This is a genomic window from Pseudomonas sp. AOB-7 (assembly GCF_003696305.1).
Taxonomy (GTDB): Bacteria; Pseudomonadota; Gammaproteobacteria; order Pseudomonadales; family Pseudomonadaceae; genus Aquipseudomonas.
The window spans coordinates 275,167-295,391 of sequence record NZ_RFFK01000006.1 but is presented as its reverse complement, the minus strand read 5'-3'; the positions used below and the strand labels follow the sequence as shown (position 1 = coordinate 295,391).

The following is a 20,225-nucleotide window of genomic DNA, read 5'->3' as shown; positions in this document are numbered from 1 at the left end:
GCGCTGGCGCCCTAGGGCCTGACCGCGCCGCGCCGCTGCGCCCGCTCCACCCGGCGTGCCTCCAGCCGCACTTCCGCCAGCACTTCCTGCACGTAGTCGATATGCCGATCCGACAGCGCCCGGGCGTCCTCGGCGCGGCCCTCGACTATCGCCTCGTACAGCGCGCGGTGCTGGCTGATCAGCATGTCGCGAGTCTCCTCGCGCTGGGCGTACATGCCGCCGATATTGGTCACCACGTTGCGTTTGAGCAGGTCGAACAGACCGCGGATGGTGTGCAGCAGCACGGCATTGTGGCTGGCCTCGGCGATGGCCAGGTGGAAGCGCGCATCGGCGGCGCCCTCCTCGGCACGGGTGACCTTGCCGACCCGCGTGTAGCAGTCCTGCAGCGCCTGGAACGCCTCGGTCAGGCGCTGGCGGTCGATATCGGTGGCGCGCTTGGCCGCGTAGTAGGCGCAGGAGCCTTCCAGGGTGTGGCGGAACTCCAGCAGGTCGCGCTGGGCGTCCTCCTTGTTTTCCAGCAGCTGCATCAGCGGGTCGCTGAAGGTGGAGCCGAGCGATTCGGCGACGTAGTTGCCGCCGCCCTGGCGGCTGACCAGCAGGCCCTTGGCCACCAGCTTCTGGATCGCCTCGCGCAGCGACGGGCGCGACACGCCGAACTGTTCGGCCAGGGTGCGCTCGGCAGGCAGGCGCTCGCCGGCACGCAGGGTGCCTTCGAGGATCATGGTTTCCAGTTGCGCGACGATATCGTCCGATAAACGGCGCTGCCGCACCTGCCCTACTTCCATCCCGAACTTCTCCATTGGTTTGACCAGGCCACCAGCAGGCCTGGCCCTGAGGCGCAAGCCTATCGCCCAGGCCGAACGCGGACAAGACGAGCCTCTACGACCAAAGTCTTAGCCCGACGATTTGACAGGTCATTGATCGACTTTTAACCTGAGCCGGCAACTTTGTAAATTGGTCTTACCAATTAATCCATGCCGATAACAAGAACGAGTCGTCGAGGTCACGCCATGAACCCCCATAGCGCCGCACGTCTGCCCGCCACCGCTTCGTCCCCACTGCGCCGCGTGCGCCTCGCCGCGGAGTGAGCCCCATGTCCAACGGAATTCTCGCCCTGCTGGCGTTCTCCCCCATCCTGCTGGCCGCCGTGCTGCTGATCGGCCTGCGCTGGCCAGCCAAGCACGCCATGCCGCTGGTCTACCTGATCACTGCCGCGGTCGGCCTGTTCGCCTGGGACATGAGCTTCAACCGCGTGCTGGCCTCGACCCTGCAGGGCCTGCTGATCACCCTCGGCCTGCTGTGGATCATCTTCGGCGCCATCCTGCTGCTCAACACTCTCAAGCATTCCGGCGGCATCACCGCGATCCGCGCCGGTTTCGCCACCATCAGCCCCGACCGGCGCATCCAGGCGATCATCATCGCCTGGCTGTTCGGCTGCTTCATCGAGGGCGCCTCCGGCTTCGGCACCCCGGCCGCCATCGCCGCGCCGCTGCTGGTGGCCATCGGCTTCCCGGCCATGGCCGCGGTGCTGATGGGCATGCTGGTGCAGAGCACGCCAGTGTCCTTCGGCGCGGTCGGCACGCCGATCATCGTCGGCGTCAACACCGGCCTGGACACCGCCAGCATCGGCGCGCAGCTGCTCGAGCAGGGCTCGAGCTGGGCGCAGTTCCTGCAGCTGATCACCAGCCAGGTGGCGATCATCCATGCCACGGTCGGCGTGGTCATGCCGCTGGTGATGGCGATGATGCTGACCCGCTTCTTCGGTCAGGAGAAAAGCTGGAAGGCCGGCCTGGAAGTGCTGCCGTTCGCGATCTTCGCCGGCCTCGCCTTCGTCCTGCCCTACGCCGCCACCGGCGTGTTCCTCGGCCCGGAATTCCCCTCGCTGCTCGGCGGACTGATCGGCTTGGCCATCGTCACCAGCGCCGCCCGCTTCGGCTTCCTGGTACCTAAGACCACCTGGGATTTCGCCCCGGCCGACAAGTGGCCGAGCGAATGGCTGGGCAGCGTCGAGATGAAGCTGGACGAGCTCACCGCCAAGCCGATGAGCGCCCTGCGCGCCTGGTTGCCCTACGTGCTGGTCGGCGTGCTGCTGGTGATCAGCCGGGTGTTCCCCGAGGTCGGCAATGCGCTCAAGGCGGTGGTGGTGAACTTCCCCGACCTGCTCGGCGAGGCCGGCATCGGCGCCAACTTCCAGCCGCTGTACCTGCCGGGCGGCATTCTGGTCGCCGTGGTGCTGGCCACCTTCTTCCTGCACGGCATGAAGCTGCGCGAACTCACCGCCGCGGTGAAGGAGTCGTCCAGCGTGCTGCTCAGCGCCGGCTTCGTGCTGCTGTTCACCGTGCCGATGGTGCGCATCCTGATCAACTCCGGAGTCAATGGCGCCGAGCTGGCCAGCATGCCGATCCTCATGGCGCGCTGGGTGGCCGACAGCGTCGGCGGCATCTACCCGCTGCTGGCGCCGAGCATCGGTGCCCTGGGCGCCTTCATCGCCGGTTCCAACACGGTGAGCAACATGATGTTCAGCCAGTTCCAGTTCGGCGTGGCCAGCAGCCTGGGCATCTCCGGCGCGCTGATCGTCGCCGTGCAGGCCATCGGCGCCGCCGCCGGCAACATGGTGGCGATCCACAACGTGGTGGCGGCCTCGGCCACGGTCGGCCTGCTCGGCCGCGAGGGCAGCACCCTGCGCAAGACCATCTGGCCGACCCTGTACTACGTGTTCTTTACTGGAGTCATCGCGATGGTGGCGATCTATGCCCTGGGCGTCAGCGACCCGCTGATCGCCCACTGACCGCCGCCGCCCCGCGCGCCCCGACCCGTCGGGGCGCGCGTATTACGGCCCCACGCCCCCCTTTTCAGCACAGGATGAGTTCATGATCATTTCTGCCTCCACCGACTACCGCGCCGCCGCGCAGCGCAAGCTGCCGCCCTTCCTGTTCCACTACCTCGACGGCGGCGCCTACGCCGAGCACACCCTGCGGCGCAACGTCGCCGACCTGGCCGACATCGCCCTGCGCCAGCGGGTGCTCAAGGACATGTCGGCGCTGGATCTGTCCACCGAGCTGTTCGGCGAGCAGCTGGCAATGCCGGTGGCCCTGGCCCCGGTCGGCCTGACCGGCATGTACGCGCGGCGCGGCGAGGTGCAGGCGGCCAAGGCGGCGGCGGCCAAGGGCATCCCCTTCACGATGTCCACGGTGTCGGTGTGCCCGATCGAGGAGGTGGCGCCGGCCATCGACAGGCCCATGTGGTTCCAGCTCTACGTGCTGAAGGACCGCGGCTTCATGAAGAACGTGCTGGAGCGGGCCAAAGCCGCCGGCGTCAGCACCCTGGTGTTCACCGTCGACATGCCGGTGCCCGGGGCGCGCTACCGCGACGCCCACTCCGGCATGAGCGGCCCCAACGCGCCGCTGCGGCGCATGCTGCAGGCCATGACCCACCCGAGCTGGGCGCTCGACGTCGGCCTGCTGGGCAAGCCGCACGACCTGGGCAATATCTCCACCTACCGCGGCAACCCCACCGGCCTGGCCGACTACATCGGCTGGCTGGGCGCCAACTTCGACCCGTCGATTTCCTGGAAGGATCTGCAGTGGATCCGCGACTTCTGGGAAGGGCCGATGGTGATCAAGGGCATCCTCGACGCCGACGACGCCCGCGACGCAGTCAAGTTCGGCGCCGACGGCATAGTGGTGTCCAACCACGGCGGCCGTCAGCTCGACGGCGTGCTGTCCAGCGCCCGCGCCCTGCCGGCCATCGCCGATGCGGTCAAGGGCGAGCTGAAGATCCTCGCCGACTCCGGCATCCGCACCGGTCTGGACGTGGTGCGCATGCTCGCCCTCGGCGCCGACAGCGTGCTGCTCGGCCGCGCCTTCGTCTACGCCCTGGCCACCGCCGGCGGCGCCGGGGTGAGCAACCTGCTGGAGCTGATCGAGAAGGAAATGCGCGTGGCCATGGTGCTCACCGGTGCCAAGTCGATCGCCGAGATCAACCGCGATTCGCTGGTCAAGGAGCGCTAGGCCATGGGCGCCGCACAGGAGATCGCAAGCGTCGCCTCGGCCACCCTGCTGGCGCAGCTGCGCCAGGTGGTGGGCGACGCCTACGTGCTGACCGACGAGCAGGCCACCCGGCGCTTTCGCAAGGGCCACCGCAGCGGCCAGGGCAGCGTCCTGGCGGTGGTGCGCCCCGGCTCGCTGCTGGAGCAATGGCGGGTGCTGCAGGCGGCGGTGGCGGCCGACCGCATCGTCATCATGCAGGCGGCCAACACCGGCTTGACCGGCGGCTCGACCCCGGACGGCGACGACTACGACCGCGAGATCGTGCTGATCAGCACCCTGCGCATCGCCGGCGTGCAGCTGATCAACGACGGCGAGCAGGTGGTGTGCCTGCCCGGCGCCACCCTCGACCGCCTGGAGCAGGCGCTGGCGCCGCTCAACCGCGAGCCGCATTCGGTGATCGGCTCGTCCTGCATCGGCGCCTCGGTGCTCGGCGGCATCTGCAACAACTCCGGCGGCGCCCTGGTGCGCCGCGGCCCGGCCTACACCGAGCTGGCGCTGTACGCCCAGGTGCGAGACGACGGCACGCTGCAGCTGGTCAATCACCTGGGCATCGAGCTGGGCGACAACCCCGAGGAAATCCTCACCCGCCTGCAGAACGGCGACTACGGTCCGCAACAGATCCGCAACGAGGCGACCGCCAAGGCCTCCGACGCACGCTACGGCGAACACGTGCGCGACGTCGATGCCGACACCCCGGCACGCTTCAACGCCGACCCCTCGCGGCTGTTCGAGGCCTCCGGCTCGGCCGGCAAGCTGTGCCTGTTCGCCGTGCGCCTGGACACCTTCCCCAAGGAGCCGAGCACGGTGTTCTATATCGGCAGCAACGACCCGCACGACCTCACCGAGGTGCGCCGCCACCTGCTCACCCACCTGCCGCGCCTGCCGATCGCCGGCGAATACATCCACCGTACCGCCTTCGACATCGGCGAGAAGTACGGCAAGGACAGCTTCCTGGTGATCGACAAGTTCGGCACCGCCAGGGTGCCGGCCGCCTTCGCCCTGAAGAGCCGCATCGACGGCTTCTTCGAACGCTTCGGCCTGCGCGGGGTGACCGATCGCGTGCTGCAGGCGGCGATGAACCTGCTGCCCAGCCACCTACCCAAGCGCATGCGCGAGTACCGCGAGCGCTACGAGCATCACCTGCTGCTGCGGGTGTCCAACGACACCCTGGAGCAGACCCGCGCCTTTCTCGCCGAGTATTTCGCCGGCAGCACCAGCGGCGCCTTCTTCGAGTGCGACGCCGAGGAGGGACGCAAGGCCTTCCTCCACCGTTTCGCCATCGCCGGCGCGGCGATCCGCTACCGCGAGGCGCACCGCGGCAGCGTGGAAGACATAGTCGCGCTGGATATCGCCCTGCGCCGCAACGACCGCGACTGGGTCGAAAAATTGCCCGCCGAGCTGGAAGAGCAGATCGTGCACAAGCTCTACTACGGGCACTTCTTCTGCCACGTGTTCCACCAGGACTACATCGTCAAGAAAGGCGTCGACCCGCTGGCGATGGAGCACCGCATGTGGGCGCTGCTGGACGAGCGCCGCGCCGAGTACCCGGCCGAGCACAACGTCGGCCACCTGTACGTGGCCAAACCGGCGCTGGCCGGCTTCTACCGCGAACTCGACCCGACCAACAGCTTCAACCCCGGCATCGGCCATACCTCGAAGCAGAAGCACTGGGGTGGCTGCTGCGGAAAGGAGCATTGAGCGTAGGGTGGATCACGCTTTATCGATCCACCATTGCGGCGGATGTAAAAAGCCACATCCGCCATACGGGCTGTCAGTTCTCCCTTCTCCCTAACCCTCTCCCCAGTGGGGCGAGGGGCCTGATCGCGTCCGGCCGACCCTCAATTGAACAGTTCCGTAGCCCGGATGCAATCCGGGGCCGCCTGACCGATTTCCCGCGCAAAAGCAAAGGCCCGCCAATTTGGCGGGCCTTGTTTTTACATCGAGCGCAATCAGGCGAAGACGATCTCCTCGCCCTCCACCTTGGCATGCACCAGCGCACCCGGAGCGAAGGCGCCAGCCAGGATCTGCTGCGCCAGCGGGTTCTCGATCCAGCGCTGGATCGCCCGCTTCAGCGGCCGCGCACCGTAGACCGGGTCGTAGCCGACGGCGATCAGCTTGTCGAGCGCCTCGGGGGTCAGTTCCAGGCTCAGCTCACGCTCGGCCAGGCGGCCACGCAGACGTTTGAGCTGGATCTCGGCGATGCCGGCGATCTGCTCGCGGCCCAGCGGCTCGAACACCACCACCTCGTCGATACGGTTGATGAACTCGGGGCGGAAATGGCTGCTCACCGCATCCATCACCGCCGCGCGCTGCGCCTCGCGGTCGCCGACCAGCTCCTGGATCTGCGCCGAGCCGAGGTTGGAGGTCATGACTATCACAGTGTTCTTGAAGTCCACGGTGCGCCCGTGGCTGTCGGTCAGGCGGCCGTCTTCGAGCACCTGCAGCAGCACGTTGAACACGTCCGGGTGGGCCTTCTCTACCTCGTCCATCAGCACCACCGAGTAAGGCTTGCGCCGCACCGCCTCGGTCAGGTAACCGCCCTCCTCATAGCCGACATAGCCGGGCGGCGCACCGATCAGCCGCGCCACGCTGTGCTTCTCCATGAATTCGGACATGTCGATGCGCACCAGCGCTTCCTCGGTGTCGAAGAGAAACTCGGCCAGCGCCTTGCACAGCTCGGTCTTGCCCACCCCGGTGGGGCCGAGGAAGAGGAACGAGCCGCTCGGCCGGTTGGGGTCGGCCAGCCCCGCGCGGGAGCGGCGCACGGCGTTGGCCACGGCCACCACCGCCTCGTCCTGGCCGATCACCCGCTGGTGCAGCAGGCCTTCCATCTTCAGCAGTTTCTCGCGCTCGCCCTCGAGCATCTTGCTCACCGGGATGCCGGTCCACTTCGACACCACCTCGGCGATTTCTTCGTCGGTGACCTTGTTGCGCAGCAGCTGGTTCTCGCTCTTGCCGTGCTGATCGACCATCTGCAGGCTGCGCTCCAGGTCGGGGATGATGCCGTACTGCAGCTCGGCCATGCGCTGCAGGTCGGACTTGCGCCGCGCCGCCTCGAGGTCGGCCTTGGCCTGCTCGATCTTCTGCTGGATCTGCGCCGAGCCCTGCACCTCGGCCTTCTCCGACTTCCAGATTTCCTCCAGGTCGGCGTATTCGCGCTCCAGCTTGGCGATGTCCTCCTCCAGCTTGACGAAGCGCTTCTTGGTGGCCTCGTCCTCTTCCTTCTTCAGCGCCTCGCGCTCGATCTTCAGCTGGATCAGGCGGCGATCCAGACGGTCGAGGGCCTCCGGCTTGGAGTCGATCTCCATGCGGATGCGGCTGGCGGCCTCATCCACCAGGTCGATGGCCTTGTCCGGCAGCTGGCGGTCGGTGATATAGCGATGGCTGAGCTTGGCCGCGGCGATGATCGCGCCGTCGGTGATGGTCACGCCGTGGTGCACCTCGTAGCGCTCCTTGAGGCCACGCAGGATGGCGATGGTGTCCTCCTCGGAGGGCTCGTCCACCAGCACCTTCTGGAAGCGCCGTTCCAGCGCGGCGTCTTTCTCGATGAACTGGCGGTACTCGTCCAGGGTGGTGGCGCCGACGCAGTGCAGCTCGCCGCGCGCCAGCGCCGGCTTGAGCATGTTGCCGGCGTCCATGGCGCCCTCGGCCTTGCCGGCGCCGACCATGGTGTGCAGCTCGTCGATAAACAGGATGATCCGCCCTTCCTGCTTGGACAGCTCGCCCAGCACCGCCTTGAGGCGCTCCTCGAACTCGCCGCGGAACTTGGCGCCGGCGATCAGCGAGCCCATGTCCAGCGACAGCAGGCGCTTGTCCTTGAGCCCGTCGGGCACCTCGCCGTTGACGATGCGCTGGGCCAGGCCCTCGGCGATGGCGGTCTTGCCCACGCCGGGCTCGCCGATCAGCACCGGGTTGTTCTTGGTGCGGCGCTGCAGCACCTGGATGGTGCGGCGGATCTCGTCATCGCGGCCGATCACCGGGTCGAGCTTGCCCTCCTCGGCGCGCTTGGTCAGGTCGACGGTGTACTTGTCCAGGGCCTGGCGCGACTCCTCGACGTTGGGGTCGTTGACCGCCTGGCCGCCGCGCAGGTTGGCGATGGCGTTCTCCAGGGCCTTCTTCGACACGCCCTGGGCCAGCAGCAGCTTGCCCAGCTTGGTGTTCTCATCCATCGCCGCAAGCAGCACCAGCTCGCTGGAGATGAACTGGTCGCCGCGCTGCTGCGACAGGCGGTCGGCCTGGTTGAGCAGGCGCGCCAGGTCCTGCGACAGGTTGATGTCGCCGGTGGGGTTCTGCAGCTTGCCCAGGTGGTCGAGTTCGCGGGTCAGACCCTGGCGCAGGCTGGCGATGTCGAAGCCCACCTGCATCAGCAGCGGCTTGATCGAACCGCCCTGCTGCTCCAGCAGCGCCTGCAGCAGGTGCAGCGGCTCGATGGCGGCGTGGTCCATGCCCACGGCCAGGGACTGGGCATCGGAGAGGGCAAGTTGCAACTTGCTGGTCAAACGGTCGATACGCATAGATGTCCTTCCTTCTAGAAAAGCGGGCCGGGACCACAATCCCCGGATACAGAAACCCGCCGAGATGAAGACTAGATGAGGACGATTACGCCGTATTCAAGCCGGGACGCCTTGATCCAGGTCAGCGCCAGGTCACCTGCTGCTCCAGCGCAAAGCGCAGGCGCGGGTTGTACACGCCCCTCTCGCCCTGGCGACCGACCGCCAGCAGCATGATCGGAATGGCCTGGCGCGGAATCTCCAGCACCCGGCGCAGGCGCACCTCGTCGAAGCCCTCCATCGGGCAGGTGGCGTAGCCGTGACTGTGGAACGCCAGCATCAGATTCTGCGCCGCCAGGGCGGTGGACTTGGTCGCCCACAGGCGCATCTCGGCGCGGCTGTTGGGCCTGCGCATCAGCGGCTTGCGCAGCGCCAGCAGGCGCACCAGCTGGCGCTTGAACAGGCCGAGCAGGCCCAGCGGGCCCTGGTTGTACTGGAACGGCGCGGTTTTGCCGTAGAAGTGGCGGATGCGCGCCGGCACCTCGGCTTCCGGCCAGTGCTCGACGATCTGCCGGCAGGCCTGGCGCCAGGTATCCGGGCGCGCCAGCACGGCGATGATCAGCGGCGCGCGGGCGGCGTGCTGGCTCATGCACACCGGGTGCAGCTGTGCCAGCAGTGCCGGCTCGCGGATCACCTGAAAACTCCAGGGCTGCAGGTTGCAGGAGTTCGGCGCCAGCACCGCCAGTTCCAGGCAGTCGCGGATCACCGCCTCCGGCACCGGCTCGGCGGTGAAACGGCGCACCGCGCGACGGCTTTCGATCAGCGCGCGCAGGGCGGCCGGCGAGGCCATGGCCTCGTCGGGGTCGCGGGGGAAACTGGTCATGGGCGGACTCCTCGGCAGATCGCCCGATTAAGCCGCCGAGAGGAGCGGGGAACAAGGCTGGCCGTCGAAACGGCCGGCGGATTGGCCGATTCGCCGTTACAGCGGGCCGTTGAAAAACGTAGGCGAGGCAGGCAAGACAAGGCAAAAGCGGCCGAAAAAGCGGAGTTTACGTGCTGTAAATGAGCATTTTGAGGCCGCTTTTAACGCAGGATTGCCAACGCAGGTAGTTTTTCAGCGGTCTGCCAGGCCGAGCGCCTTCTCGATGGCCTGCATCAGCGCCGGATCGTCCGGCGCGGTGCGCGGCGAAAAGCGCGCCAGCACCCGGCCGTCCTGGCCGACCAGGAACTTCTCGAAATTCCAGGTGATGTCGCCGGGAAACTCCGCGCCTTCGCCGGCCAGCAGGCGATACAGCGGGTGGCGGCCGGGGCCGTTGACCTCCAGCTTGCTGCCCAGGGGAAAGGTCACCCCGTAGTTGAGGCTGCAGAATTCGCGGATCGCCTCCTCGCTGCCCGGCTCCTGCCCGGCGAACTGGTTGCACGGCAGGCCGAGCACGGTGAAGCCCTTGCCCTTGTACTGCTGATGGAGCTTTTCCAGCCCGGCGTACTGCGGAGTCAGGCCGCACTTGGAGGCGACGTTGACCACCAGCACCACCTGGCCCTTGTAAGGCGCCAGCGGCAGGTCCTGGCCATCCAGCGCACGCAGGTTGAGATCGTGAAAAGCACTCATGATGGACTTCCTCGACAGATTCGGCGCGACGGCCCACAAGGCGACCAGCGATGGCCTGCGCGCACAAAACGCCTGGTGCGTTTTTCGACGCGCCGGCGACGGCCCGCGGGTGGCAGGCAACGCTGGCCTGCGACAAAAAAGGCGCCTATCGGCGCCTTCTTCGCAAGATTCAGCTTAGCAGCGGATCGCCATGATGGAACGACCGGAGGTCGTTTCGGACGATCCGCACGCCCTGCCGATCAGTGGTGGTGACCGCCTTCGCCGTGGATATGGCCGTGGGCCACTTCCTCGGCGCTGGCGTCGCGCACATTGACCACCTTGACCTTGAAGTTCAGGCGCTGGCCGGCCAGCGGGTGGTTGCCGTCGACGGTCACGTCGTCGCCGTCCAGATCGCGGATGGTGACGATCTGCATGCTGCCGTCCGGGCCGGAGGCGTGGAACTGCATGCCCACTTCCAGCTCGTCGACGCCTTCGAACATGGCGCGGCTGAGGGTGGCGACCAGTTCGGCGCTGTATTCGCCGTAGGCCTCTTCCGGCTCGACCGAGACGTCCAGCTCGTCGCCGACCTGCTTGCCGACCAGGGCCTTTTCCAGACCGGCGATGATGTTGCCCGCACCATGCAGATAGACCAGCGGCGCGCCGCCAGCCGAGCTGTCGATCACCTCACCGGCATCGTTGGTCAGGGTATAGTCGATGGAGACGGCCTTGTTGGCGGCGATCAGCATGGGTGAGACCTTTTGCAGAAGAATGATGAACGAGCGAGTTTAACCAAGGCCGCAGGCGAATGCGACCCGAGCCCGGACAAACGGCCGGCGGCAGGGGCGCCGCGCCTGCTTGACTTCCGTCAGGACGAGCACGGCGACTGGGTGGCAGTCTTGTCCTGCGGCCATACTCAGCACCTGCGTCACCGCCCGCCCTGGCAGAATCGCCCCTGGGTGCTCGACCCCGAACAGCGCCAGGCCCGCTTAGGCAGCGCCTTTCCCTGCGGCTGGTGCGCTACGGGACGGCCGAACGATGATTTCAAGGAAGCCTAAATGCCTGCACGCAATATTCTGGTGATCAACTGTGGCAGTTCGTCGATCAAGTTCGCCCTGGTCAACGAAGCCCAGGAGCCATTCCCCCTGAGCGGCCTGGCCGAGCGCCTGGGCAGCCCGGAGGCGGCCCTGCACTGGCAGCAGGGCGAAACCCGGGACAGCCTGATGATCCCCGGCGCCGACCACCGCCTGGCGCTCTCCCAGCTGCTGCCGCTGGTGCAACGCGCCGCCGGCGGCGAGCTGCACGGCATCGGCCATCGCGTGGTGCACGGCGGCGAGCGCTTCACCGCCGCCAGCCGGCTGGACGAGATCAGCCTGCTGGCCATCCGCCAGACCGCGCCGCTGGCGCCGCTGCACAACCCGGCCAACCTGCTGGGCATCGAGGCGGCGATGAAGCTGTTCCCCAACCTGGTGCAGGTCGCGGTGTTCGACACCGCCTTCCACCAGACCCTGCCCGAATACGCCTACCGCTACGCCGTGCCGGAGGCGCTGTACCGCGAGCACGGCGTGCGCCGCTACGGCTTCCATGGCACCAGCCACCGCTACGTCAGCCGCCGCGCCGCGGAACTGGCCGGCCTGGCCGTGGGCGACAGCAGCTGGCTGGTGGCGCACCTGGGCAACGGCTGCTCCACCTGCGCCATAGTCGACGGCCAGAGCCGCGACACCAGCATGGGCCTGACCCCGCTGGAAGGCCTGGTGATGGGCACCCGCAGCGGCGACGTCGATCCCAACCTGCACAGCCACCTGGCGCGCGCCCTGGGCTGGAGCCTGGAGCAGATCGACAGCATGCTCAACAAGGACAGCGGCCTGCTCGGCCTGTCCGGCCTGTCCAACGACATGCGCGCCCTGGAACAGGCGCGCGAGCAGGGCCATGCCGGCGCCAGCCTGGCCATCGAGGTGTTCTGCTACCGCCTGGCCAAGTCGCTGGCGGCCATGAGCTGCGCCCTGCCGCGGCTGGACGGCCTGGTGTTCACCGGCGGCATCGGCGAGAACTCGCCGCTGATCCGCAGCAAGACCGTCGACCACCTGCGCCTGCTCGGCCTGCACCTGGACCAGCCGGCCAACGCCCGCTGCGTGCGCGGCGCCGCCGGCGCCATCCAGGCCGACGGCAGTCCGCGGGTGCTGGTGGTGCCGACCAACGAGGAGCGGCAGATCGCCCTGGACACCCTGGCCCTGCTCGACGCCTGAGCCCGAATCGCCGCTGGGCTTCGCTGCGCTCAGCGCCCCCATATCTGGAGAGACCATGCATACCTTCTTTATCGCCCCCACCGGCTTCGGCGTCGGCCTCACCTCCATCAGCCTCGGCCTGGTCGGCGCCCTGGAACGCAGCGGCCTCAAGGTCGGCTTCTTCAAGCCGATCGCCCAGCCGCATGCCGGCGACGAGGGCCCGGAGCGCTCCAGCGAGCTGATCGCCCGCACCCATGGCCTCAACTCGCCCAAGCCGCTGTCGCTCGGCCATGTCGAACGCATGCTCGGCGACGGCCAGCTCGACGAATTGCTCGAGGAGATCATCAGCCTCTACCAACGGGCCGCAGTGGACAAGGACGTGGTCATAGTCGAGGGCATGGTGCCGACCCGTCACGCCAGCTACGCCGCGCGGGTCAACTTCCACCTGGCCAAGAGCCTGGACGCCGACGTGATCCTGGTCAGCGCGCCGGAGGACGAGAGCCTCACCGAGCTGTCCGACCGCATCGAGATCCAGGCCCAGCTGTTCGGCGGGCCGAAGGACCCCAAGGTGCTCGGCGTGATCCTCAACAAGGTACGCAGCGAACAGGGCGTGGCGGCTTTCGCCGAACGCCTGCAGGAACTCTCGCCGCTGCTCAAGACCGCCGACTTCCGCCTGCTCGGCTGCATCCCCTGGCAGGAGGAACTCAACGCGCCGCGCACCAAGGACGTCGCCGAACTGCTCGGCGCGCGCATCCTCAACGCCGGCGGGTACGAGCAGCGGCGCATGCTGAAGATCGTGCTCTGCGCCCGCGCCGTGGCCAACAGCGTGCAGCTGCTCAAGCCCGGCACCCTGGTGGTGACCCCGGGCGACCGCGACGACATCATCCTCTCCGCCGCGCTGGCGGCGATGAACGGCGTGCCACTGGCCGGCCTGCTGCTGTGCAGCGACTTCGCCCCCGACCCGCGCATCATGGAGCTGTGCCGCGGCGCCCTGGCCAGCGGCCTGCCGGTGATGACGGTGGGCACCGGCTCCTACGACACCGCCACCAACCTCAACCGCCTGAACAAGGAAATCCCGGTGGACGACCGCGAGCGCGCGGAGAAGGTCGCCGACTTCGTCGCCGGGCATATCGACCACGACTGGCTGGCCACCCGCTGCGGCACGCCGCGCGAGCTGCGCCTGTCGCCGCCGGCGTTCCGCTACCAGTTGGTGCAGCGGGCCAAGGCCGCGGCCAAGCGCATCGTCCTGCCCGAGGGCAGCGAGCCGCGCACCGTGCAGGCGGCGGCGATCTGCCAGGCGCGCGGCATCGCCCGCTGCGTGCTGCTGGCCAAGCCCGACGCCGTCCACGCCGTCGCCCGCGCCCAGGGCATCGAGCTGCCGGCGGGCCTGGAGATTCTCGACCCGGACCTGATCCGCGGGCGCTACGTCGAACCCATGGTCGAGCTGCGCAAGGGCAAGGGCCTCAACGCACCGATGGCCGAGGCGCAACTGGAGGACACGGTGGTGCTGGGCACCATGATGCTGGCCCTGGACGAGGTGGACGGCCTGGTCTCCGGCGCCATCCACACCACCGCCAACACCATCCGCCCGGCGCTGCAGCTGATCAAGACCGCGCCGGGCTACAACCTGGTGTCCTCGGTGTTCTTCATGCTGCTGCCGGATCAGGTGCTGGTCTACGGCGACTGCGCGGTGAACCCCGACCCCAACGCCGAACAACTGGCCGAGATCGCCCTGCAGAGCGCCGACTCGGCGCAAGCCTTCGGCATCACCCCGCGGGTGGCCATGCTCAGCTACTCCACCGGCGACTCCGGCAGCGGCGAGGAGGTGGAGAAGGTGCGCGCCGCCACCCGCCTGGCGCGCGAGATGCGCCCCGACCTGCTGCTCGACGGGCCCTTGCAGTACGACGCCGCCGCCATCGACAGCGTCGGCCGGCAGAAGGCACCGAACAGCCCGGTGGCCGGGCGTGCCACGGTGTTCGTGTTCCCCGACCTGAACACCGGCAACACCACCTACAAGGCGGTGCAGCGCAGCGCCGACTGCATCAGCGTCGGCCCCATGCTGCAGGGCCTGCGCAAGCCGGTGAACGACCTGTCGCGCGGCGCCCTGGTCGACGACATCGTCTACACCATCGCGCTGACCGCGATCCAGGCGGCCAACCTGCCGAACTGAAGCGCCAGGCATGGACACAGGGGCGCCTGGCGCCGGCTGTTCGCCGCTCGCTCATTGGCGCGCACGGCGTGATGGAATCCGGTCGGCCTTTGAGCGGGCACTCGCTATCGCGAGGTGAGCCCCAAGACGGTATCTACCGGCGGGCGACCAGATAACGCTGCAATGCCGCCAGCGAATCCGGGCAATAGGGCAAGCGGCGGGTCTCCTCCAGCGCCTGCTCGACGCTGATGAAGCGCGCCTCCAGCACTTCTTCCGGCTGCAACACCAGCGGCGCGTCGGATACCGCCGAGTAGGCCATGCACCACAGCCGGCTTTCCGGGGTGTCGTAGAGAAAATGCGCATGCTCGACCAGCTCGGCGCCGACTATGCCCAATTCCTCGGCCAGTTCGCGCTCGGCCGACTCGGCGTATGCCTCGCCTTCCAGCACCATGCCGCCGGCGGCCACGTCCCAGTAGCCGGGATACAGCGCCTTGCTCAGGGTGCGCCGGTGCACGCAGAGCAGGCCGGCCGAGTTGAACAGCAGGATATAGGTGCCGCGGCCGATCAACCGGCGCTCGCGCAGCTCGGCGCGCGACACCCCGCCGAGCGGCCGGTCCTGTTCGTCGACCCAGGCCACCCGCTCGGCGTCGGAGGCGGCGCGATGCGCCGCTTCCGCCTCGGAGATCGCCGCCATCAGCCCTGGCTCAGCAGCTGGCGCAGGTCGATGATCGCCGCGTTGGCCCGTGAGATGTAGTTGGCCATCACCAGCGAGTGGTTGGCCAGCAGGCCATAGCCGCTGCCGTTGAGGATCATCGGGCTCCACAGGGTTTCCTGCGCCGCCTCCAGCTCGCGGATGATCTGCCGCACGCTGACCGTGGCGTTCTTCTTCGCCAGCACGTCGGCGAAATCCACCTCGACCGCGCGCAGCAGGTGGGCCAGTGCCCAGGCCTGGCCGCGCGCCTCGTAGAACACGTTGTCGATCTGCAGCCAGGGCGTCTCGTAGATGCCGCCCTCGCCCACCGCCGTGGCGTCCGGCTCGCTCGGCAGCACCTCGGTATTCAGGCGCACCTGGCCGACGCTGGCGGACAGCCGCTGCGACAGCGAGCCGAGGCGGGTGCCGGCGTCGCCCAGCCAGTTGTTGAGGTTGTCGGCGCGGGTATAGAACTGCGCGTTCTGCTTGCTCGGATCGGCCAGGCGGGCCAGGTAGCGATCCAGCGCCTTGATCCCTTCGCGGTACTCGGACTCCGAGGCCGGCAGCGCCCAGCTCTTGTTGTCGAAGTGAAAGCGCGGCTCGGCCTGGGCCAGGTCCGGGTCCTCGGTGGATTGCGACTGCGAGCGGGCGAAGTCCTTGCGCAGGGCGCGGGAGAAGTCACGCACCTGCACCAGCACGCCATATTCCCAGCTCGGCATGTTGTCCAGCCACAGGCCGGGCGGCGCCAGGTCGTTGGACAGGTAGCCGCCGGGCTTGTCCAGCAGGGTGCCGGCCACCTGCTTGAGGGTCTCCACCGTGGTGTAGCCGCCGACCAGCTGGCGCTTGGCCTGCTCCGCCGCGGCCTGGGCCCGCTGCTGCACCGGGAAGGCCGACGGCTCCTGACTCCAGTACCAGCCGACCACCAGGGCCAGCAGCAGGTAGAGGCCGAGCAGTCCGCCGACCGCGCGACCGATCAGGCTGGCGCCGCTGCGCTCGCCTGCGTACGTGGCGGCCTTGGCGGCGGCGTCGGGCGAGCTCGCCGCGCGATTCTTCCAGTCCAGCATGGCAGTGTCCTTCCTTCAGCAAATTCGAATGTTCGACCGCGCCCCGAACAACGGGTTGCGTGTCCCGCACTATAAGGCAAGCTCGCCGCAAAGCGCAGGGCGCACGGGCAAACTTACCGCCGGTGGCAAGTCAGTGGGAAAAAGCTAGGTTTATGTCGCCTATTCGACAGAAAACACGACGCCAATTGATCGGCGGCACTGTCAGCGCCGCCGCCAAGTGATAGCATCGAGCCACCACTGACCCAGTCATTTAAAGAAGTCGGCCCATGACCGAGCACCCGGATCCCAGTCGCGATCGCCTCAAGCATCACTTCGCCCAGCGCGTGATCCACCAAGCGCGTCAGGTGCTGGAAGTCTGGCAGCGCCTGCAGCGCAGCGAATGGAACGACGCCGGCATGGCCGAACTGGGCGAGGCCAACCTGCGCCTGCTGCGCTACGCCGAGCGCTTCGAGCAGGCCGAGCATGCCCAGCTGGCCGAGGCCATCGCCGCCAGCCTGATGGCGGTGGCGGACAACCGCGGACGCCTCAACAGCAGCCTGATCGGCCAGCTCAACCTGGCCATGCAGCGCCTGTCGCGCACCGGCCTGCGCCACGGCGACGCGTTCGAGCAGACCTTCCTGCCGCCGCTGCGCAAGCCGGTCTACCTGGCCCTGCAGGACACCGCCCGCGCCGAGCGCCTGGCCCAGCAGCTGGAGTTCTTCGGCCTGGCCGCGCAGGCGCTGACAGACGCCGCGGCGTTTCGCGCCGCCATCGCCGAGCGCCACCCGGCCGCCATCGTCATGGACGTCGACTTCGCCGGTGCCGGCCTGGCGCTGGCCGACTCGCTGCAGCAGGGCCTGGAGCAGAAGATTCCGCTGCTGTTCTTCAGCCACCGCGACACCGACACGCCGACCCGCCTGGCCGCGGTGCGCGCCGGCGGCCAGGAGTTCTTCACCGGCTCGCTGGACGCCTCCAGTCTGCTCGAACGCATCGAGGTGCTGACCCACGTCGCCCAGTACGATCCCTACAAGGTGCTGATCGTCGACGACTCCAAGGCCCAGGCCACCCACACCGAGCGCGTGCTCAACAGCGCCGGCATCCTCACCCACACCCTGACCGAGCCGATCCAGGCGATGGACGCGCTGGCCGAGTTCCAGCCCGACCTGATCATCCTCGACATGTACATGCCCGAGTGCAGCGGCATCGAGCTGGCCAAGGTGATCCGCCACAACGACCGCTACGTCAGCGTGCCGATCATCTACCTGTCGGCCGAGGACGACCTGGACAAGCAGCTCGACGCCATGAGCGAGGGCGGCGACGATTTCCTCACCAAGCCGATCAAGCCGCGCCATCTGATCGCCACCGTGCGCAACCGCGCCGCCCGCGCGCGCAACCTCAAGGCGCGCATGGTGCGCGACAGCCTGACCGGCCTGTACAACCACACCCACACCCTGCAGCTGCTGGAAGACGCCTGCTTCCGTGCGCGCCGCGACGAGCAGCCGCTGGCCTTCGCCATGCTCGACATCGACCACTTCAAGAGGGTCAACGACAGCTACGGCCACCCCATGGGCGACCGGGTGATCAAGAGCCTGGCGCTGTTTCTCAAGCAGCGCCTGCGCAAGACCGACCATATCGGCCGCTACGGCGGCGAGGAATTCGCCGTGGTGCTGCCCGATACCGACGAGCAATCGGCGCTGCGGGTGCTCGAGGAAATCCGCCAGCGCTTCGCCGAGATCCACTACCCGGCGCAGCCGCAGGACCTCTCCTGCACCTTCAGCTGCGGCATCGCCATGCTGCAGCCGGGCCTGGACGGCAACGCCCTGTCCAAGCAGGCCGACGAGGCGCTGTACCGGGCCAAGCACGGCGGCCGCAACCGGGTGGAGCTGTACCGCGGCGCGTGAAGGCTCGCCGGTCGCCGGAACGTGACGCAACGCACAACGTCATCAGCCTGTAACCAAACCGCAATAGGCTCGCGGGCATCGTTCAGCCGTCGATCGAGCCCGCCATGCGTCTCAAGCTGCTCACCAATCTCAACACCCTGCTGCTGGTCACCGTCTGCGTCGCCCTGGCGGCGACCCTGTGGTGGTCGCAACGCGCACTGCAACAGCCGTTCCAGCTGATGGAGCGCTACCTGGCGCTGTCCCAGCAGTTCCAGCAGGACGTGGCCGGCAATATCCAGGCCTACCTGGCCAGCGGCGACGCCCTGCGCCACAGCGCCGCGGGCCAGGCCATCGACGGCCTGGAGCTGGCGCTCGACGAGCTGCCGGCGCCGCTGGCCGAGGAGCTGCGGCCGAGCCTGGAGCAATTGCGCACCTTCAGCGCAGGCGAGCTGCTTGCCGCCGGCAAACTGGCCGGCGACCCACAGGGCCTGCTGCTGCAGGCCGAACGGGAGATGGGCGGCGCGCTGGAGCAGCTGGCGCAGTACGCCGACTCGGCCACGGGGGCGTCAGCGCAGGATTACCGCCGCCCGCTGTTCGACGCCAGCCAGCACCTGACGCGCCTGGGCCATGCCCGCGGCCGCTTCGTTGCCCAGGGCCGCAACGAGCTGCTGGCCGATATCGAACGCGAACTCAAGGCCCTCGGCGCGCAGGCCGGGCGCCTCGACAGCCTGCCGCTGCTCGGTGTGGCGGAGGCTTCGGACTCGGCCAGCGCCGGCTTCGCCGCCCTGCTCGGCCTGGCCGACGACAGCAGCGCCAGCCAGGCGGAAGATCGCGGCGTCGCCCTCAAGCGCGACTTCGCCGCCCTGGTACGCCGCTACCCGGCCGAGCTGCAGCGCACCCGCGAGCTGGTCGAGCAGCGCCAGCAACTGGCCGCCGCCACCCGCGCGCGCATCGACCAGCTGCAGCAGGCGCTGGCCGCCCTGGAGCCGCAGGTCAAGGCCGAGTACGCGCGCATCCAGGGCGACGTGCGGCTGATCCAGGGCCTGATGATCGGCCTGATCCTGCTGATCGCGCTGACCATCGACAGCATCCAGCGGCGCCTGACCCGGGTGCTCAGCCAGCTGGTGCCGGCGCTGTCGGCATGGGCCCGCGGCGACTTCGCCACGCCCATCGCCATCGGCGCGCGCACCCGCGAGCTGCGCGATATCGAGGACTCGCTCAATCACCTGCGCCGCTACCTGGTCGAGCTGGTCGCCAGCATCCGCGGCCACGCCGAGCAGGTCGCCGGCTCCAGTCGCACCCTGGCCGAGCTCAGCGGCGGCCTGCATGCCGGCGCCGAGCGCCAGGCCGGCGACACCGCGCTGATCCGCGACGCGCTGAGCGAACTGGAAGCCACCATCGGCCAGGTGGCGCAGGACGCCAGCCAGACCGCCGACGCCAGCCGCGACGCCGACCGCGCCCTGGAGCAGGGCCAGCGGGTCATCGGCCAGAGCCTGGAAGGGCTGCACGCGCTGGTCGGCGAGGTGCAGGACAACGCCCAGGCGATCGAGCGCCTGGCCGAGGAGACCGCCACCATCGGCAGCGTGCTGACGGTGATCCGCGGCATCGCCGAGCAGACCAATCTGCTCGCGCTCAACGCCGCCATCGAGGCGGCGCGGGCCGGCGAAGCCGGCCGTGGCTTCGCCGTGGTCGCCGACGAGGTGCGTTCGCTGTCGCAGCGCACCGGCAGCGCCACCGCCGAGATCCAGGAGCTGATCGGCCGCCTGCAGCAGGCCGCGCGCCAGTCGGTGAGCGCCATGCGCGCCCAGGTCGAACACGCCGAGGCCACCGCCGGCAAGGCCGAGGCGGCCGACGGCGCGCTCGACGAAATCGTCGCGGCGATCCACACCATCGCCAGCATGGCCGAACGCATCGCCGACGCCACCGCGCAGCAGAGCGAGGCGGTCGGCGAAATCCGCGAGCACGGCGAACGCATCCACCAGCTCGGCGGCGACAACCTGCAGCGCATCGGCCGCAGCCGCGACCAGGGCGAGCAGCTGCTGCACCTGGGCGGGCAGCTGCATAGTGCGGTGCAGGTTTTTCGCGTCTAACAGGCGGTGGAAAAACTACCTAC

15 protein-coding genes are annotated in these 20,225 nt (G+C 68.5%); 8 read left to right on the top strand and 7 right to left on the bottom strand.

From position 1 onward, the window contains the following. Positions 1–11 precede the first annotated feature (11 nt). The gene (locus EA796_RS14315) at positions 12–785 is read right to left on the bottom strand and encodes an FCD domain-containing protein (RefSeq protein WP_122109077.1); all 774 of its coding nucleotides are present in this window, start codon (positions 783–785) and stop codon (positions 12–14) included. A 308-nt stretch (positions 786–1,093) separates the two neighbouring features. Here EA796_RS14315 and EA796_RS14310 point away from each other — a divergent pair, with 308 nt between their 5' ends. The 3 genes from EA796_RS14310 to dld all read left to right on the top strand — a co-directional run bounded on the left by EA796_RS14310 (position 1,094) and on the right by dld (position 5,747). Beyond that, on the top strand, positions 1,094–2,788 hold the full coding sequence (locus tag EA796_RS14310; RefSeq protein ID WP_021446393.1) for an L-lactate permease: 1,695 nt from the start codon (positions 1,094–1,096) through the stop codon (positions 2,786–2,788). An 82-nt stretch (positions 2,789–2,870) separates the two neighbouring features. Next, a complete protein-coding gene (gene lldD, locus EA796_RS14305; protein WP_122109076.1) occupies positions 2,871–4,010 on the top strand; it encodes an FMN-dependent L-lactate dehydrogenase LldD in 1,140 nt (379 codons plus the stop codon). Between the two features lie 3 nt (positions 4,011–4,013). Further along, positions 4,014–5,747 carry a D-lactate dehydrogenase gene (gene dld, locus EA796_RS14300; RefSeq protein WP_122109075.1) on the top strand — a complete coding sequence of 578 codons (1,734 nt, stop codon included), beginning with the start codon at positions 4,014–4,016 and terminating at the stop codon, positions 5,745–5,747. Positions 5,748–5,998: 251 nt separating this feature from the next. Here dld and clpB read toward each other — a convergent pair whose 3' ends face one another. The 4 genes from clpB to EA796_RS14275 all read right to left on the bottom strand — a co-directional run bounded on the left by clpB (position 5,999) and on the right by EA796_RS14275 (position 10,873). After that, the gene (gene clpB / locus EA796_RS14295; RefSeq protein WP_122109074.1) at positions 5,999–8,563 is read right to left on the bottom strand and encodes an ATP-dependent chaperone ClpB; all 2,565 of its coding nucleotides are present in this window, start codon (positions 8,561–8,563) and stop codon (positions 5,999–6,001) included. 121 nt (positions 8,564–8,684) lie between these two features. Beyond that, positions 8,685–9,422 (bottom strand): nitroreductase family protein, encoded by a 738-nt coding sequence (locus tag EA796_RS14290; RefSeq protein ID WP_122109073.1) that lies wholly within the window; start codon positions 9,420–9,422, stop codon positions 8,685–8,687. A 231-nt stretch (positions 9,423–9,653) separates the two neighbouring features. Beyond that, complete coding sequence (locus EA796_RS14280) at positions 9,654–10,148, bottom strand: glutathione peroxidase (protein WP_021446398.1); 495 nt, start codon at positions 10,146–10,148, stop codon at positions 9,654–9,656. 239 nt (positions 10,149–10,387) lie between these two features. Continuing rightward, complete coding sequence (locus tag EA796_RS14275; protein WP_021446399.1) at positions 10,388–10,873, bottom strand: peptidylprolyl isomerase; 486 nt, start codon at positions 10,871–10,873, stop codon at positions 10,388–10,390. 141 nt (positions 10,874–11,014) lie between these two features. Between EA796_RS14275 and EA796_RS23460 the strand changes: the two genes are divergently transcribed. The 3 genes from EA796_RS23460 to pta are packed head-to-tail and all read left to right on the top strand — an operon-like array spanning position 11,015 to position 14,519. After that, positions 11,015–11,182, top strand: a complete 168-nt coding sequence (locus EA796_RS23460; protein ID WP_256679215.1) for a DUF3565 domain-containing protein — start codon at positions 11,015–11,017, stop codon at positions 11,180–11,182. Next, entirely contained in the window at positions 11,183–12,370 is a 1,188-nt protein-coding gene (locus EA796_RS14265) for an acetate kinase (RefSeq protein ID WP_122109071.1), read from the top strand. A 55-nt stretch (positions 12,371–12,425) separates the two neighbouring features. Then, on the top strand, positions 12,426–14,519 hold the full coding sequence (gene pta / locus EA796_RS14260) for a phosphate acetyltransferase (RefSeq protein ID WP_122109070.1): 2,094 nt from the start codon (positions 12,426–12,428) through the stop codon (positions 14,517–14,519). A gap of 133 nt (positions 14,520–14,652) precedes the next feature. On the opposite strand, the gene EA796_RS14255 is transcribed toward pta, so the two are convergent. Both EA796_RS14255 and EA796_RS14250 read right to left on the bottom strand, forming a co-directional pair. After that, on the bottom strand, positions 14,653–15,192 hold the full coding sequence (locus EA796_RS14255; protein ID WP_122109069.1) for an NUDIX hydrolase: 540 nt from the start codon (positions 15,190–15,192) through the stop codon (positions 14,653–14,655). Then, a complete protein-coding gene (locus tag EA796_RS14250) occupies positions 15,192–16,253 on the bottom strand; it encodes a DUF2333 family protein (protein ID WP_122109068.1) in 1,062 nt (353 codons plus the stop codon). The genes EA796_RS14255 and EA796_RS14250 overlap by 1 nt, the downstream gene beginning before the upstream one ends. Before the next feature lie 266 nt (positions 16,254–16,519). On the opposite strand from EA796_RS14250, the gene EA796_RS14245 reads away from it, so the two are divergent. Then, positions 16,520–18,133, top strand: a complete 1,614-nt coding sequence (locus EA796_RS14245) for a diguanylate cyclase (RefSeq protein WP_122109067.1) — start codon at positions 16,520–16,522, stop codon at positions 18,131–18,133. A gap of 104 nt (positions 18,134–18,237) precedes the next feature. Continuing rightward, the gene (locus tag EA796_RS14240) at positions 18,238–20,202 is read left to right on the top strand and encodes a methyl-accepting chemotaxis protein (protein ID WP_122109066.1); all 1,965 of its coding nucleotides are present in this window, start codon (positions 18,238–18,240) and stop codon (positions 20,200–20,202) included. Positions 20,203–20,225: the final 23 nt, after the last annotated feature.